The organism is Mesorhizobium sp. M00.F.Ca.ET.216.01.1.1, from assembly GCF_004010325.2.
GTDB lineage: Bacteria > Pseudomonadota > Alphaproteobacteria > Rhizobiales > Rhizobiaceae > Mesorhizobium.
On record NZ_SADR02000011.1, the window covers coordinates 66,336 to 82,531 of the forward strand.

Consider the following 16,196-nt stretch of genomic DNA (forward strand, 5'->3'; position numbering starts at 1 on the left):
GACGATCCTTTCGTGCTGCTCGACAGGCGCCTCGGTGGAACGTGTGGTCGCCTTGGCCATCAGGTAATGGTAACTGCGCGGATGTCTTCAATGGTCATTTGGCTATTCTTTCTTGGGCGAGCCGCCGAGCCGTGCCATAAGGCCGCCATCGACGCGCACGACCTCGCCGGTCACGAATGATGCTGCCGACGAGAGGAGAAAAGCGACCACCTCGGCGATCTCGTTGGCGCCTGCCGGCCGTCCGAGTGGATGCATGGCATTGATGGCGTCCCATACAGCGTCGGGATCTTCGGCCAGCGCCACCGCATCGCGCAGCATCGGAGTGTCGACCGAGCCCGGGGCGACGCCGTTGACACGCACGCCGTAAGGCGCGGCGTCTACCGCCATGGCGCGCACCAGGCCGATCAGCCCGTGCTTGGCCGCCGAATAGGCCACCACGCCAGTCTGCGCCGCAAAGCCCTGGACGGAGGCCATGTGGACGACCGAACCCTTGCTGTCGCGAAGCAGTGGCATCGTAGCTTGGGAAATCAGGAAGGCGCCCTTGAGGTTAACGTCGAACACTTCGTCCCACAGAGCTTCCGATGTCGTCTCGACTGTGCCGTAGCGCTGAATTCCGGCGTTGTGGGACAGCGCATCGAGCCCGCCGAGCTTCGCGGCTGCCACTGCAGCGCGCTGGCAATCCTTGCCGCTCGCCACTGAACCGACGACGACCTCGACCTTCGCCTGACTGCTCAGTCCATCTGCCATCTTGGCAAGACCCTGGCTGTCGACATCCATCAGCACCAAGGTCTGGAATTGCCCAGCAAGCCTGGACGCCACGGCCGCGCCGATTCCCTTGGCCGCACCTGTCACCAATGCAATTGCCATTCGTTCCTCCCTACCATGGTAGTCAACATGGGTACGATGGCCAGCAGGCATTCCGCAAGCGGTGATACCCGGAGGAGATACCAATGACTGAGAGCCCCAATTTCCGCTCCTCTGATTTCCTGCTCGGGCACAATGATGGCGGCTACTTCAACGAGTACCGGCATCACCCGGCGGGAGAAACCGTGACCTTGTTCCGGATTTGACGCATGGCGGACTCGTGGTCATGCTGGACCGATGACAAGGGGCGCGCTGCTGGACCTCGCAGGTGTCATCTATGACGGCGAAACCGCCATACCAGGCGGGGTCGACGCGGTCGCGCGCTTGCGCGACGCCGGTTTGGCCGTACGCTTCGTAAGCAATACCACGCGCTCGTCGAAACAGGGGGTTCTCGAACGTCTGCAAGCCATGGGACTACCCGTTACCGAGGCGGATGTCTTCACGCCGGCGCACGCCGCACGCGAATGGCTCCTTCGGAACGGCCGTGCGCCGTACCTGTTGGTTCACCCCGGCATTAAATCGGATTTCTACGATCTTCCGGATCGCGATAAGCGCGCTGTCGTCATCGGCGATGCCGGAGAGGCCTTCACCTATGCAGCGTTGAACGACGCGTTCCGCGAGCTGAGTAAGGGCGCCGAGTTGCTGGCCCTTGCCGCCAACCGGACGTTTCGTGATGCCGACGGCGGGCTCAGCCTCGATGCTGGGCCATTTGTCGCGGCATTGGAGTTCGCCTCCCTGAAACGCGCAACCGTTCTCGGCAAGCCCTCGTCGGCATTCTTTCTGTCAGCGCTGGCAAGCATGGACTGTCCGCCAGATCAGGCGATCATGGTCGGCGACGACGCCGAGGCTGATATAGCTGGCGCCCTGCGCGCCGGATTTTCGGGCGCATTGCTGGTGCGGACAGGTAAATACCGGCAGGGCGATGAGAAACGCTTTGATCCGCGCCCGACCGCAACCGTTGCCGATCTCGCGGCGGCAACCGACTGGATCATTGCGCACCGAGACTGATCGGCAAGTCTCTCAGCCGTTCGCATCCTGGAATCCTGAGATCGGGATCGATCCACAGGGCCGAGTAGGTGAGGTCCACGTCCCGGTAGAAGCCGAGCCGCTCGGCACCCGCGGGCACGAAGGTGAGGGCTCCGGGACGATCCATTCCGTCGTACACGGATTTTGCCTCGTACCGGATGGACGTATGAGACGTTCCGCCTTCCTTGGTCAGCACGACCAGGTGATGAGGGGCTGTCCAGCGAAGCTCCGCCTCCCGGCACGCCCACCGCCGATTGTCGAAAACAATCGAGGACCCGGCCCATGACGCGGTTTGCAGAGGCTCCGACCTCTCCTCCTGGCTCCGAATCCGTCCGTCACCAAGCAACGGTTTGAATGACATCGCGGCATCTCGCTGGTTCCCGACAGAGCCGCGGCCGGGCCGCCTTGAGCGCCCACATCGAGCATTGTGCACTGAATGTCCCCGTCGCCACGAATGTGGGGCAAGCATCGAGCCTTGATAACCGCGCCGCATTCAAGAATTCGTGAGATCAGCCAGATCCGATGCTGTGTTCCATCCGGCAGCAGATGTTTTGTGGTTTGCCCTGACAGGCCCGTCAAAGTCCGCGCAGACTTTCCAAATTGTGGACATGAACATGGTCGCCGGCGGCGACTGGAGCCGTGAGACGGTCGATGACCTCTCCGTATTTGCGAACTTTGGCGCGTCAGCCCAACTCCAAAGTCGTTATTCCGAAGATCCCCGACGGGGTAATCCCAGGCGCGGTCCCCTTGTACATTCGGGTCGTCGTGAAGTTTGCTGAAAAGCCGGCCGCCTCAAGCGCGGCGGCAAAACCGCTGTTACCTGCCGGAACATCGATGTGCAGAGCGTCGGTTCCCGGCAGGTTTGCCAGTCCGGCCAGAAGTCGCAGCGCAACCTCCTTGTCGTCGGCGAACAATGGCCCGATCTTGAAGCCGTCTCGGCACCGTCGCGCGACGCCATAGCCGGAGACCCTTCCGGCATTCACGGCCATAAGCACCCGGCGCGGTGGCTGCAGCCATCCTTGCAGGAAGGGTTGCCGTGGCGCCGGGAAACAGTTGCGATCGTAAGCCAGGATATCGGACACGTCCTCCGGCGTGACAGACCGGACGTCGCTTGGGCTGGCCAAGGTCGCGGTGGGCCCGCTGTAGCGAACGGTATCATAGGCCGGCACGAAACCCATGCGCCGGTAGTTGGCCTGCTGTTCGGCAACACCGTCGAGGCCGATTGTGCGACCGGCAAGCCGCGCCATGCCGGCATCCCAGACCACCTTGCCATGCCCCTCGCCACGCCGGTCCAGACGGCAGATGTAGAGGCCGATGAAGCCGAAGTCGTCGCCATAGGCCACAGCCGAAATGCCGGCCACCATCTCGCCGTCGACAAAGGCGCCGATGAAGCCTTCGGGATCAGCCGCCCGGAATACCGCGGCATCGTCGAGCCCAGGGTTCCAGCCTTCGGCTGCCGCCCAGTCGACAAGGGTTTCCACTTCGTTGGGGGAGAGTGTCCGGATCGTTCGGGGCATTGCAATCACTCGCCGGCAACAGCACCGGGGGCGAAGGATTTCAAGGCACCATGATAGGGCTTTGCCGACGGGTTTGCATAGGCGCCACGCTTGGACGTCGACAGGCCAAGCGCGATCAGGGCCTCGGCCTGCTTGACCGCGGCGCCGACGCCGTCGATGATCGGAACGCCGAATTCCCGCTGCAGCTCGGCCGCAAGATCGGCCATGCCAGCACAACCGAGCACGATCGCCTCGGCGCGATCCTTTTCGATTGCGCGCGCGATCTCGTCCCGCAATTTCGGGACAGCGTCCGACGTCGGATCTTCGAGAGCAAGAACCGGAATATCCGCGGCACGCACGCGTGCCCGCCCTGCCATACCATAGCGATGCACCAGCCCCTCGACCGGTACGCGCGAGCGCTCGGTCGTGGTGACGACGGTGAAGCGCTGGGCAATGAATGAGGCGACGGCAAGCGATGCCTCGCAAATGCCGATGACAGGAATGTTTGCCATCGCGCGCGCAGCATCCAGGCCGGTGTCGTCGAAACAGGCGATGATCGCCGCCTGCGCGCCAGAGCGCTCGCCGGTGGCGATCTCGACCAGCAGGCCCGGCACGGCAAGCGCCTCATCATAATAGCCTTCGATTGAAACCGGGCCCATCGACGAGGTGACAGCGACGACTTCCGTCCAGGCGCCGGCGACCGACCGCGCCGCCGCTGCGATGGTCTCAGTCATGCTGGCGGTCGTATTCGGGTTCACCACGAGGATCTGCACGTTGGCTCCGTTCAAGCCCGCGCCCGGCGGCGGCCGACATAGACGATCGCGCCGAGCGTCATCAGGATAATCAGGAAGGAAAACACCGTCGTCACCGTGCCCAGCGCATAGAGCACCGGCGTCGTCACATTCGTCGTCATGCCGTAGATTTCGAGCGGCAACGTGTTGAACGTTCCCGAGGTCATCAGCGTACGGGCGAATTCATCATAGGATAGCGTGAAGCCAAACAGGCCGACACCGATCAGGCTGGGTGCGATCATCGGCAGCACGACATGCGCGAAGGTCTGCCAGGACGAAGCGCCGAGATCTCGCGCGGCTTCCTCATAGGCCGGCGAGAACCGGTTGAAGACCGCAAACATGATCAGCACGCCAAAGGGCAAGGTCCACGTCAGATGCGCACCGAAGGCGGATGTGTACCAGGCGGGGCGGAAGCCGATCTGCTGGAACACGACGCCGATGCCGAGGCTGATGATGATCGAGGGCACGACGAGACTGGCGACCGCCAGATAGAACAATGCCGTTGCGCCGCGAAACTTCTGACGGAAGGCAAGCCCGGCAAGAAGCGACACGACAACGGTCACCACCATCACCATCAGGCCGAGCGCGAAGGAGCGTTTGAAACTGCCGCCGAAATCACCCACCGCCTGGCGCTCGAACAGATTGGCGAACCAGTGCAGCGAAACGCCGTTGAGCGGAAACGTCAGCCCGCCATTCTCGCCCTGGAACGAAAGGATGACGATCGCCGAAAGCGGGCCATAGAGAAACAGCACGAAAAGCGCGAAGAACGCCGCAAGCACGTAGAATTCGAAGGTGCGCTTCTCCCGGCTCATCGCCTCACAGCTCCTTGCGAATATCGACGATGCGCAGGATGCCCGCGACCATCAAAAGCACCAGCACCAGGAGCACGACCGCGTTGGCGGCCGCTGCCGGATACTGCAGCAGCGACATCTGGTTCTTCATCATCAGCGCGACGGAGGCGCTCTGCCCGCCGGACATCACCTGCACCGTCGAGAAGTCGGCCATCACCAGCGTGACGACGAAGATCGTGCCGATCGCCATGCCGGGCTTGGCGAGCGGGAGAATGACGTTCCAAAGCACTTGCCAGCCGGAAGCGCCGGCGTCGCGCGCGGCCTCGATCAGTGACTTGTCGATGCGCATCAGCGTGTTGAAGATCGGCGTCACCATAAACAGCGTGTAGAGATGCACCATGGCCAGCACCACTGCGAATTCCGAATAGAGCAGCCACTCGATCGGCTTCGGGATCAGCCTCAGTTGCACCAGCGTCGAGTTGACCAGACCGTTGCGGCCAAGCACTGGAATCCACGAGATCATGCGGATGATGTTGGAGGTTAGGAACGGCACCGTGCAGACAAGGAACAGTACCATCTGCATGGCTGTGGTGCGAATGTGGAAAGCGAGGAAATAGGCAACCCAGAAGCCGATGATGAGCGTCAGCGCCCATACGACACCAGCGTATTTCAGCGTATTCAGATAGGTCTTCCAGGTGACCCAGGAGCCGAGCGTGTCGGCGTAGTTGGTGGTCAGGAAATCCGGGTACATCGCCGCGAAATCGTAGTCCCAGAAACTGACCACGACGATCATCAGAATCGGCAGCAGCAGGAACGCCCCTAGGATCAGGGCCAGCGGCGTCGCCTGCAGATAGGGAGCAAGGGCGGCGACCGAGAAGCGGCGGCGTCTGGCGGGTTTGGTAGCGGCGACGGTTGCAGGCTGGTTGAGAGCCACGGTCATCTGGAACAGCCCTGGCGTGTCGCGGAGGGCCGACAATCTGGCAAGCTGTGGTCCTTCGCACCCCCCTCTGTCCTGCCGGACATCTCCCCCTCAAGGGGGGAGATTGCGCCGTCATCTCTGCTTTCGCCAATTGCCAACGCTATTAGGGGAGACCCATCGGCGGAGCTGCCAATCTCCCCCCTTGAGGGGGAGATGTCCGGCAGGACAGAGGGGGGTGCGAAGGAATGCAACATCTCAGCTATTGCCTGCCTTACATCACGCAGCGATGAACTCGTTCCAGCGCTTCACCATGTAGCGGTCCTCGTCCATGACTGAGTTCCAGCAGGCGACCTTGCCCATGCGCTCGACGAAGGAGCCGCCGTCACGCACGGCGCCCGCCTTCTCCATGACCTTGCCGTCCGGCGCCAGGATATCGCCCTTGGCCGGCTTGCCGTCGACCCAGTAGCCCCATTCGTCCTCGGACATGAACTGCTTGGCCGTATCCATGGCGGCCGAGTAGTAGCCCTGGCGGTTGAGATAGGCGCCGACCCAGCCGGACAGGTACCAGTTGATATATTCGTAAGCCGCGTCGAGCTCGGCGCCCTTGAGGTGCGCTGCCAGGCCAAGACCGCCGCCCCACGAGCGATAGCCTTCCTTGAGCGGCTGGTATTTGCAGGCGATGCCCTTGGAGCGCACCGCTGCGACCGCCGGCGACCACATCGACTGGATGACCACTTCGCCCGATGCCATCAGGTTGACGCTCTCGTCGAACGATTTCCAGAACGCGCGGAACTGGCCGTCCTGCTTGGCCTTGATCAGGAAGTCGATCGTCTTGTCGATCTCTTCCTTGGTCATGTTGCCCTTGTCGGCGTATTTGATATTGCCCATGGCTTCCATGATCATCGCCGCATCCATGATGCCGATCGATGGGATGTTGAGGATGGCGGCCTTGCCCTTGAAGGCCGGATCCATGATATCGGCCCAGGTGGTGATGTCGCGGCCGACGAGGTCGGGGCGGATGCCGAGCGTGTCGGCATTGTAGATGGTCGGAACCATTGTCATCCACTGGGTCGGTTCCTTAGCGAAGGTCTTGGAGTCCTGCGCCTCGACGAAGCCGACCGTATGCGGCGCGGTGCCCTGGGCAATCACGCTGTCCGGCGTCAGCTTGCCGGTGATGAACAGCGGCACGATCTTGTCGTAGTATTTCAGCTTCTTGACATCCATCGGCTGCATCACGCCGGTGGGATAAACCTTCTTGGCGATCCAGTATTCGATGTCGGCGATGTCGTAGCTGTCGGGCTGCGTCACCGCCCGCTGGGCCGCGGCGTCGGAATCGGTCGCCGTCATCTCCAGCGTGATGCCGAGATCGGCCTTGCACTTGTCGGCGATGGCGTTGAGGTTCGACACGCCGGTGCCAAACTGGCGCAGCGTGATGTTCGACTGCGCCCAGATGGTCGGGAAGCCGGTGATGGCGCCGGAGCCAGCGGCAAAGCCGACGGCGGCAGCACCTGTCTTGAGCAGCGAGCGGCGGGAAATTCCTGTCTTCTTGTTGGTGGTGTTGGTCATGGTCAGTTCCCCTGTTTGTTGTGGTTGGTTATGCTGGTTCAAGAATCGAGACGACCGAGGACGATAGCGTCCTCGGAGTCCCAGGCGATCGGCACCGCGTCACCGACGGCAACCGGCTTGGCGAAGAAGCTGCCGTCGTCGATGATCACCGTGAAATCCTCGATGCCGGCACCATTGACCGACAGCTTCACGGTCGAACCGCGGTACTCGATGTTGGAAACGATGCCGGTGAAGCCCAGCCCTGCGGCCGGCGCAGCGCCGATCCGCACATGGTCCGTGCGAATGGCGATATCGATCGGCTCGCCGATCTCCCTACCCTGCCCGCTGGCCGCAAGCGAGACGCCGCCCGGCACCTCGAAAACGACCATGCCGCCGCGGTTGCCGGTAACCCGGCCGGAGATGACGTTGTGATCGCCCATGAAGCGGGCGACGAATGCCGTAGCCGGCCGCTCGAATACCGTGCGTGGGTGCGCCGCCTGTTCGATGCGGCCGTCGTTCATCACCACGATCAGATCGGCCAGCGCCATCGCCTCCTCCTGGCTGTGGGTGACGTGGACGAAAGTGATGCCGAGGGACGTCTGCAGCTTCTTCAGTTCCGCCCGCATGCGGATCTTCAGGAACGGGTCGAGTGCCGACAGCGGTTCGTCGAGCAACAGCGCCTCGGGGTCGGTGATCAGCGCACGCGCCAAAGCGACGCGCTGCTGCTGTCCGCCCGAAAGCTGCGCCGGGCGGCGGCCGGCATAGCCCTCCATCTGCATCAGCTTCAGCATGTCGAGCGCCTTGGCGCGGCGCTCCTCCTTGCCGACGCCCTTCATCTTGAGGCTGAACGCAACATTGTCGATCAGGTCGAGATGCGGAAACAGCGCGTAGGACTGGAACATCATGGCGGTGCCTCGCCTGGCCGGAGGCAGGTCGGTGACCACCGTGTTGCCCAGGCGCACGTCGCCGCTCGAGATGCTCTCGTGGCCGGCGATCATACGCAGCGTCGACGTCTTGCCGCAGCCGGACGGGCCGAGCAGGCAGCAATAGGTTCCGGCAGGGATTTTCAGGTTGATGTCTTCGACGGCAGTCGTTGCGCCATAGACTTTCGAAACGGACACGATGTCGATTTCGGCGGCTTTGGACATTCAGCTTCCTCTCTGCTCAATTAAGCAAAGCATCATGCGTGCCAGTTGCTCACCGCAGCCTCAAGCGATTGAATCCTTGGGAAAATTAGAGGAACAGCCGGCCGCCCGCTAGAGAAGCATGCTTGTGCGATGCACAAATTATGGGCGATTGTCAGCGATTTGCGCAAAAATCGTATGCAATCTTTTCTCACATCGTGTTCACTTTGGCACTCGTGCGAGCGACCCGATTCAGGATAGAAAGGCGCAGGAACCGCCGCCATGAACATAGCAGACCAGACTTTCCCTGTTGTCGACAGCGCCATCGAGGATCGCGCCCAAGCGATCCGCGACCAGCTGCGCGACGCGATTGTCGACCGTCGGCTGGCGCCCGGAACCAAGCTGTCCGAAGGCGAAGTAGGCACCCTGTTCGACGTCAGCCGCACCGTTGCGCGCGCAGCACTGCAGATGCTCTCCTTCGAGGGACTGGTGCGCACCGAGCGCAATCGCGGCGCGTTCGTCGCCAATCCGTCGCCGGAAGAAGCCCGTCAGGTCTTTGCTTCGCGCCGGCTGATCGAACCCGGCATTGCGATCGCCGCCGCCGGGCGCATGACGCCGGCGCATGTTGTTGCGTTCAAGGCTCAGCTCGAGGAAGAAGGCCGCTTCATTGCCGAGCGCGGACCGAATGCAAGACGATCTGAAATCAAGGCCTCGGGCGACTTTCACCTGCTTCTGGCGTCGGTTGCAGGAAATGTGATCCTGCAGCGCTTCATGGAGGAGTTGGTCGCGCGTTCCTCGTTGGTGATCGCGCTTTACGGTCGCTCCGGTGTCTCAAGCTGCGGCCACAGCGAACACATGAATATCCTGGACGCGCTCGAGAACGGCAACTCCGAGCGGGCCAGCGCATTGATGCTGCATCACATCGACCATATCGAAGCCGACCTTGATCTTCGCGTCAGGAGCGGTCCGGCGCTCAGGCAGGCACTTGAGCTCTAACGGTTGCCGTCGATTTCAGTATCTTTTACCCTTGTTGGTGGTGGCTTTCAAAAGCGCCGTTCAGCTTGAACAGTGGGTAAGGTGATGGCGCTAAGCGCTGAGGATATTGCCGACCGTCCGGCGTTGCATCGTTCTGTCCAGGCGCAATCGCAGGCGCTTATTCGTATCTATGAAGCAAGCCCGCGCCTCGCTGCCGTGTTTGCCACGCAGCAACGTTGGCTGATGGGCCATGTTGGTCTTGCCTTGCACTTCAGGCGAGACCCGCGCGACCATCGCAAGCAACTGACGATGGCGCGTTTCATCGAGGTGATATGTCAGAATTCGGTCGCCAGCCGCAACACCGCCGAAGCCTTCGTCAAAGAGATGCTGCACTACAAAATCGCCGAATATCTGCCGGCGAGGGACGGACGTACCCGCCCGCTGCAGCCGACAGCCTCCACCGTAGAAACATTCACCGGCTGGGTTCTTGCCCATCTTCGAACGCTGGACCAACTCGATGGCGGCAACCGGCTGGCCAGATTCCTCGAGCAGCCTGAGATGCTTGCCAGATTGCAGCCGCTGGTGGCGGACGGCCTGCTTTCCTCTCATCCGGTGCGCGAACCCAAACAGACCTTCTCCCTGTTCATCTGGCTCACCAACGGCGGCATCGTCATGGATTGGCTGATGTCCGGCATAGATCCGGACGACGCTGGCCTGGACCGGATCCCGACCAGCGTGGTTGCGATCGGAGACTTTGCCAAATGGCTCAAGCTCTCTCGCACCCATCTTGCACGCAAGTTGCACGACGCTGAGGAACTCGGCAGCGTCGGCTGGTTGGGCCAGCGCGGCCATTCAGTCATGTGGGTCTCCAGCCAGTTCTACCAGGAATATATGACCGTCCAGGCCGCCAAGCTCGCCATCGTCGATGCAGCCTTTGAAACCTGTTTTCCGACGCCGGCGGATGGCTGAACGAGAGCATTTTTGTCGCCAGGTGGAATCACTTGGCGTCGCAGAAATGCAGCTAAAATAAATAGATAGAGCGGGATGCCCTATTTGAATGCATCCCGCTCCAGAGACCTGAGGCCCACTGAACCTGCTCAGTCGATATCAAACGACACGCCCTGCGCGAGCGGCAGCGCCTTGGAATAGTTCACCGTGTTGGTGGCGCGACGCATATAGGCCTTCCAGGCATCGGAGCCGCTCTCGCGACCGCCGCCGGTTTCCTTCTCGCCACCGAAGGCGCCGCCGATCTCGGCTCCAGAGGTGCCGATGTTGACGTTGGCGATGCCGCAGTCTGAGCCGTCGACGCCGAGAAAGCGCTCGGACTCCTGCAGGTCGCGGGTGAAGATCGACGACGACAGCCCGGCGCCGACGGCGTTGTGCTCCTCAAGCACGGCGTCGAAATCCGAATATTTCATCACATAGAGGATCGGCGCGAAGGTCTCTTCCGTCACCGGCGAAACCTGCCGGGGCATTTCGACCAGCGCCGGATGTACGTAATAGGCGTCGGAATAGCCGTTCTCGACCCGCGAGCCGCCAGTCACCTTACCGCCATGCGCGACCGCCTCCTCCAGCGCCTTCTGCATGTTGTCGTAGGCGGCCTTGTCGATCAGCGGCCCGACGAGCGCGCCTGTCTCCAGCGGATTGCCGACCGAAACGCTCTCATAAGCCTTCTTGAGACGCGGCAGCAAAGCATCATAGACGCTCTCGTGCACGAACAGGCGCCTGAGCGTCGTGCAACGCTGGCCGGCCGTGCCCATGGCGCCGAAGGCGATGGCGCGCAAGGCCATGTCGAGATCGGCCGTCGGGCAGACGATGCCGGCATTGTTGCCGCCGAGTTCGAGCACTGCGCGGGCAAAGCGCTTCGCCAGCCGCGGGCCGACATCCCGGCCCATGCGTGTCGAGCCGGTGGCCGAAACCAGCGGCACCTTCGGATGATCGACCAGGATCTCGCCGACGGCGCGGTCGCCGATCAGCACCGATGCCAGGCCTTCCGGCACGTCGCCGAACCGTTCCGCCGCGCGCTTGAAGATCGCTTCGCAGGCGAGCGCTGTCAGCGGCGTCTTTTCCGACGGCTTCCACACCACGGCGTCGCCGCAGACCAGCGCAAGCGCGGCGTTCCACGACCACACCGCCACCGGGAAATTGAAGGCCGAGATGACACCGATCACGCCTAGCGGGTGCCAGGTCTCCATCATGCGATGGCCCGGACGCTCGGTGGCGATGGTCAGGCCGTACAATTGCCGGGAGAGACCAACGGCGAAATCGCAGATATCGATCATTTCCTGCACTTCGCCGAGGCCTTCGGAGGGGATCTTGCCGACCTCGATCGACACCAGCCGGCCAAGCTCGGCCTTGTGTGTGCGCAGCTCCTCGCCGAGCAGCCGCACCAGTTCGCCGCGCTTCGGCCCCGGCACCAGCCGCCAAGCCTGGAACGCCTTGTGGGCATTGTCGATGGTCTTTGCAGCATCGGCCGGCGAAATCGTCTTCAGCGCGGCGACCTGCTCGCCGGTCACCGGGCTGCGCACGATAAGATCGCCGCCGGAAAGCACCTCAGCGGCGACGCCCAGTTTCGCCAGCAGCCCGGCCGTTTCCTTCGCTATCGTCATTTTTGTCCCTTTCAGATCCCGTCGCTTATATGGCGTCGATCAAAGCCTTGCGCCATCCGCCCTGTGCCGGGCGGCACGTCAGGCGCTGTTATGGCGTGGCATTACTCGTTTCGGGGAAAAATCGCCACCCCGGCATGGTCCAAGCTTAGACCACAAGATTGAGCCAGGCGGGCGAGCAAGGTTTCAGTGCGTCGTATGCGCGGTTCCCCGCGCGGCGCCTTCCTTGAGCCGGTCGATATGCATCCGGATATGGGCTGCCTCCGCGGCCGTGTTGGCAAGTGCGATAGCGCGGTCGAAGGCGACACGCGCCTCCTCGCCACGACCAAGCTGCATCAGCAGGCCGCCCTTGAGGCCGAAGAAATGGAAATAGCCGGACAGCCTTTGTTCGAGCGGCTCGATCATGGCGAGCGCCGCTTCCGGCCCGCGCACCTTGGAAACGGCTACGGCGCGGTTCAGCGTCACCACCGGCGACGGCTGCATCTGCTCGAGCAGGCTGTAGAGCAGGTCGATCTCGTTCCAGTCGGTATCCTCGGGCCTCGCCGCCCGCGCATGTAGGGCCGCGATAGCCGCTTGCACCTGGTAGGGACCGGGCTTCTGGTGGCGCAACGCCTTGTCGACCAGCGCCAGGCCCTCATCGATCATCTTGCGGCTCCACAGGCTGCGGTCCTGGTCTTCCAGAAGCACGATCTCGCCGTTCTCGTCGAAGCGGGCCGGCGCGCGCGCATGCTGAAGCAACAGCAGCGCCGTCAGGCCCATGATCTCCGGCTCGGTCTGGAACAGCCTGAGCAGCAGCCGGGCCAGCCGGATCGCCTCCTCGCAGAGCGGCGCGCGGGCCGGCGCCTCGCCGCTGTTGGTCGAGTAGCCCTCGTTGAAGATCAGATAGACCATGGCGGCGACCGCGGCGAGCCGTTCCGAGCGCTCGACCGCGCCCGGCGTCTCGAACGGCACGCCGGCATCCGCGATGCGTGCCTTGGCACGGGTGATGCGCTGCTCCATCGCGCTTTCACCGACAAGGAAGGCGCGGGCAATCTGCCTGACGGTCAGGCCGGAGACGATGCGCAACGCCAAAGCGATCTGCTGCGTCGCCGGCAGGTCGGGATGGCAGCAGATGAACAGCAGTCGCAATATGTCGTCGCGGTAGTGCTCTCCGTCCAGCCGTTCGGCGACGTCAGTCTCGGCATCCTCCAGATCGGAGATCTGGTCCTCTTCCGGCAGCGGCGCCTGTTTTGAGCGCTTGCGCACCGCGTCGATGCCGCTGTTGCGGCCAACAAAGATCAGCCAGGCTGCCGGATCGCGCGGCGGGCCGTTTTTCGGCCAGTTCTTCAGCGCTCTCAGGCAGGCGTCCTGGAACGCTTCTTCCGCTGCGTCGAGATCGCGGAAGTAGCGCAGCAGCGCCCCCATCGCCTGCGGACGGGCGGTGCTTATCGCCGTGCTGATCCAGGCAAGGTCGGTCATGCGGCAACACTGGCGGGGTTGAAAAGAGAAATCGGCCTTATCTCGTAGGAGCCGCCGCTCGGATTGACCTCGGAAAGCTCCCGCGCGAACTCGACGGCCTCGTCGAGATCGGTGCATTCGAGCGTATAGAAGCCGAGGAACTGTTCCTTGGTTTCGGCAAACGGACCGTCGATGACGACCGCCTCGCCCTTGACCTTCCTTAGTGTTGTTGCTGCGGTCGTCGGCAGCAGCCGTGCCACCGGGCCAAGCCGGCCGGCCTTGGCGTACTTTTCCTGCACGCCGATAAGTTTCGCGATGACTTCATCATCCTGTTCCTTGCTCCAGGAGCAGACGACGTCTTCGGAGGCATAGCAGAGGATAGCGTAGAGCATGGGACGTCCTTTTCTGTCAAAGGACGAAACACTAAGACCGATCCCGACATGGCGTCGATAAAAAAATTCGTCCTGCAAGGAGCATGAAGGTCCACGAGAGCTCCGTGCTCTGCGTCAGCTTTCCCGCGCCTTCAGCCATCTCAAAACAACGGCTTCCTCGTCATCGAGACCAGGTACCGGTCGCCTCTGCTTGTTCGCATCCGCCATTTCACTGAGCAGCCGTCCTTCGGACCAGGCATCGAAGACCTGCGGATGAATATAACATTTGCGGCAGATGGCGCGCGTGTTGCCCAGCCGCTCGGCGACCTTGTCGATGACGGCGTTCATCACCCTCTTCATTTGCGCCTGGCTTTCAGGGCGATGCGTCTGCGCAAACAGCGATGCAGCATGGATGGTGCCGCCCCAAGTGCGGAAATGCTTGGAACTGAAATCCACGCCGGCGCTCTGTCTGATATATCGGTTGACGTCGTCGGAGCGCACCGGACACCTGCTTCCATCCTCGTCGAGATACTGGAAGAGCTTCTGGCCCGGCAGATCCTGCGCCCCGCGCACGATCCTGGCGATCCGGCGATCGACCAGCTTCAGTTTCCACTCCTTGCCGGACTTGCCTTTGAAGGCGAACCGCAGGCTCGAGCCACTGATGTCGACATGGCGATCGCGCAGCGTGGTCAACCCAAAACTATTGTTGTCACGCGCGTAAACGGCATTGCCGACACGGATCATCGTGTTGTCGAGCAGCCAGACCACGGCGGCCACCACGCGATCCAATGGCAGGCCTTGGCGGCGCAGATCGGCATCGATCTGGTGTCGCAGATCAGGCAGGCTTTCAGCAAAGGCAACGAGGCTCGAATATTTCGCCCCGTCACGTTCCTCAGCCCATTGCGGATGATATCGGTATTGCTTGCGCCCGCGCTGGTCCCGGCCTGTCGCCTGGATATGACCGCCGGCATCGGGCGAGATCCACACATCCGTCCAGGCCGGCGGGATGGCGAGCGCCTTGATACGCGCAAGGGTGCTCTTGCCCAAGGCTTGCCCGTTTGGCCCTTTGTACGAAAATCCCTTGTCTGTCCTTAGGCGGCGGATCCCCGGTTCGGTATCGGTGGCGTAGGTAAGCGAGGCTTGATCGGCAGACGCTTGCGCCCCGTTCTTCGGCGCAGCGTCCCCGGCAAGCGGCGACCCGGATTTTTCCACATATTTGCTCCACGGTATTTCCCGTAGATAAGCGCAGCATCAGCCGCCGGTTCCGCAACGTCCTTGAAATGGTATCAGATCGCTGATCCTTGAAGTCATCTTTGCTCGGCTGGAAAGTCCCTATGTGGTTTTGGATGTCCGTCATGCCTTCTCAAGAATGACCGGAATGACGTCGACCGCTTGCTCGCCGACCTGTCCGCCCGTGGTTTTCAGAACACCGACGATCGGCGCCACATCGGAATAGTCGCGACCATAGCCGACGGTGATGTGATCGTTGCTTGCACGCATGCCGTTGGTCGGGTCGAATTCCTGCCAGCCGGCATCGCGCCCACACCATGCCTTAACCCAGGCATGCATGGCATCGGCGCCTTCGAGCCGCGGCTTTCCGCGCGGCGGAATGGTGCGAAGGAATCCGCTGACGTAGCCCGCGGGAATACCGAGGCCGCGCAGACCGGCGATCATGATGTGTGAAAAATCCTGGCATACGCCCCGCTTCAGGTCGAAGGCATCGCTGGCCCGTGTCTGAACCGTGGTCGCCTTTCCGTCATAGGTGAAATCGCGGTGAATGCGGTTGCACAGATCCATGACGGTGCCGACGGTCGAGCTGGCCACGCTATCTCGCGCGTAGCTGGTGATCGCCGCATCGATGCCGGCGTGATCGCTGGCGGCCAGGAAGTGATGCGGTGAATCGGGCGTCAGCGAGCGCACTGCGCCGAGTTCCTCCCCCAGCCGTCGAATGTCCGGCGACACGTCCAGGCCGGGCTCGGGCCGCGATACGGCCACGCGCGCACTCATCCTGATGTCGAGCGCATCATGGGCGTCGCGAAAGGCGATCGACGTGACATTGTTGCCGAAGAAATCGGAAAAGTCCGAGCGTTCGCTCGGCGCCGGCGTAAAGGACAGCGAGGCGGCGATAACGCGCTGCACGCCTGATATCGTCGGCGGCAGCACGCGCACCTGATGGCGGCCGCCGCCTGCCGCGGCATCGTAGTCGTATCGCAGAAGGAGCCTGATGTCGTAGAGCATGTCCGCCTACCCG

General features: G+C 62.5%; 16 protein-coding genes. 3 read left to right on the forward strand and 13 right to left on the reverse strand.

Going from position 1 to position 16,196, the window contains the following annotated elements; translation table 11 throughout:
* Window positions 1-102: 102 nt before the first annotated feature.
* A complete protein-coding gene (locus EN859_RS15965; protein WP_127853853.1) occupies window positions 103-867 on the reverse strand; it encodes an SDR family NAD(P)-dependent oxidoreductase in 765 nt (254 codons plus the stop codon).
* Window positions 868-1,101: 234 nt separating this feature from the next.
* On the opposite strand from EN859_RS15965, the gene EN859_RS15970 reads away from it, so the two are divergent.
* Complete coding sequence (locus EN859_RS15970) at window positions 1,102-1,872, forward strand: TIGR01458 family HAD-type hydrolase (RefSeq protein ID WP_127853854.1); 771 nt, start codon at window positions 1,102-1,104, stop codon at window positions 1,870-1,872.
* Here EN859_RS15970 and EN859_RS39270 read toward each other — a convergent pair.
* The 7 genes from EN859_RS39270 to EN859_RS16010 all read right to left on the reverse strand — a co-directional run bounded on the left by EN859_RS39270 (window position 1,853) and on the right by EN859_RS16010 (window position 8,580).
* Window positions 1,853-2,029 (reverse strand): hypothetical protein, encoded by a 177-nt coding sequence (locus EN859_RS39270; RefSeq protein ID WP_245525591.1) that lies wholly within the window; start codon window positions 2,027-2,029, stop codon window positions 1,853-1,855. The genes EN859_RS15970 and EN859_RS39270 overlap by 20 nt on opposite strands.
* Before the next feature lie 544 nt (window positions 2,030-2,573).
* Entirely contained in the window at window positions 2,574-3,407 is an 834-nt protein-coding gene (locus tag EN859_RS15985) for a GNAT family N-acetyltransferase (protein ID WP_127853855.1), read from the reverse strand.
* A 5-nt stretch (window positions 3,408-3,412) separates the two neighbouring features.
* Complete coding sequence (locus EN859_RS15990; RefSeq protein ID WP_127853989.1) at window positions 3,413-4,159, reverse strand: aspartate/glutamate racemase family protein; 747 nt, start codon at window positions 4,157-4,159, stop codon at window positions 3,413-3,415.
* A gap of 11 nt (window positions 4,160-4,170) precedes the next feature.
* Window positions 4,171-4,989, reverse strand: coding sequence for an ABC transporter permease (locus EN859_RS15995; RefSeq protein WP_127853856.1), 819 nt, complete (start codon window positions 4,987-4,989; stop codon window positions 4,171-4,173).
* 4 nt (window positions 4,990-4,993) lie between these two features.
* Entirely contained in the window at window positions 4,994-5,908 is a 915-nt protein-coding gene (locus EN859_RS16000; RefSeq protein ID WP_127853857.1) for an ABC transporter permease, read from the reverse strand.
* 255 nt (window positions 5,909-6,163) lie between these two features.
* On the reverse strand, window positions 6,164-7,453 hold the full coding sequence (locus EN859_RS16005; protein WP_127853858.1) for a PotD/PotF family extracellular solute-binding protein: 1,290 nt from the start codon (window positions 7,451-7,453) through the stop codon (window positions 6,164-6,166).
* A gap of 38 nt (window positions 7,454-7,491) precedes the next feature.
* Window positions 7,492-8,580, reverse strand: a complete 1,089-nt coding sequence (locus EN859_RS16010; RefSeq protein ID WP_127853859.1) for an ABC transporter ATP-binding protein — start codon at window positions 8,578-8,580, stop codon at window positions 7,492-7,494.
* A gap of 258 nt (window positions 8,581-8,838) precedes the next feature.
* On the opposite strand from EN859_RS16010, the gene EN859_RS16015 reads away from it, so the two are divergent.
* Both EN859_RS16015 and EN859_RS16020 read left to right on the forward strand, forming a co-directional pair.
* Window positions 8,839-9,552: a GntR family transcriptional regulator gene (locus tag EN859_RS16015; protein ID WP_127853860.1), complete on the forward strand. Its 714-nt coding sequence runs from the start codon at window positions 8,839-8,841 to the stop codon at window positions 9,550-9,552.
* 84 nt (window positions 9,553-9,636) lie between these two features.
* Window positions 9,637-10,500, forward strand: coding sequence for a hypothetical protein (locus EN859_RS16020; protein ID WP_127853861.1), 864 nt, complete (start codon window positions 9,637-9,639; stop codon window positions 10,498-10,500).
* 128 nt (window positions 10,501-10,628) lie between these two features.
* Here EN859_RS16020 and EN859_RS16025 read toward each other — a convergent pair whose 3' ends face one another.
* The 5 genes from EN859_RS16025 to EN859_RS16045 all read right to left on the reverse strand — a co-directional run bounded on the left by EN859_RS16025 (window position 10,629) and on the right by EN859_RS16045 (window position 16,183).
* On the reverse strand, window positions 10,629-12,140 hold the full coding sequence (locus EN859_RS16025; protein ID WP_127853862.1) for an aldehyde dehydrogenase family protein: 1,512 nt from the start codon (window positions 12,138-12,140) through the stop codon (window positions 10,629-10,631).
* Between the two features lie 183 nt (window positions 12,141-12,323).
* Complete coding sequence (locus EN859_RS16030) at window positions 12,324-13,595, reverse strand: RNA polymerase sigma factor (RefSeq protein WP_127853863.1); 1,272 nt, start codon at window positions 13,593-13,595, stop codon at window positions 12,324-12,326.
* Window positions 13,592-13,966: a YciI family protein gene (locus EN859_RS16035; protein WP_127853864.1), complete on the reverse strand. Its 375-nt coding sequence runs from the start codon at window positions 13,964-13,966 to the stop codon at window positions 13,592-13,594. Before EN859_RS16035 ends, EN859_RS16030 begins: the two co-directional genes overlap by 4 nt.
* A 114-nt stretch (window positions 13,967-14,080) precedes the next feature.
* Window positions 14,081-15,157 carry a DNA topoisomerase IB gene (locus EN859_RS16040; protein WP_189502005.1) on the reverse strand — a complete coding sequence of 359 codons (1,077 nt, stop codon included), beginning with the start codon at window positions 15,155-15,157 and terminating at the stop codon, window positions 14,081-14,083.
* Window positions 15,158-15,298: 141 nt separating this feature from the next.
* Window positions 15,299-16,183: a transglutaminase family protein gene (locus EN859_RS16045; protein WP_127853866.1), complete on the reverse strand. Its 885-nt coding sequence runs from the start codon at window positions 16,181-16,183 to the stop codon at window positions 15,299-15,301.
* Between the last annotated feature and the right edge of the window lie 13 nt (window positions 16,184-16,196).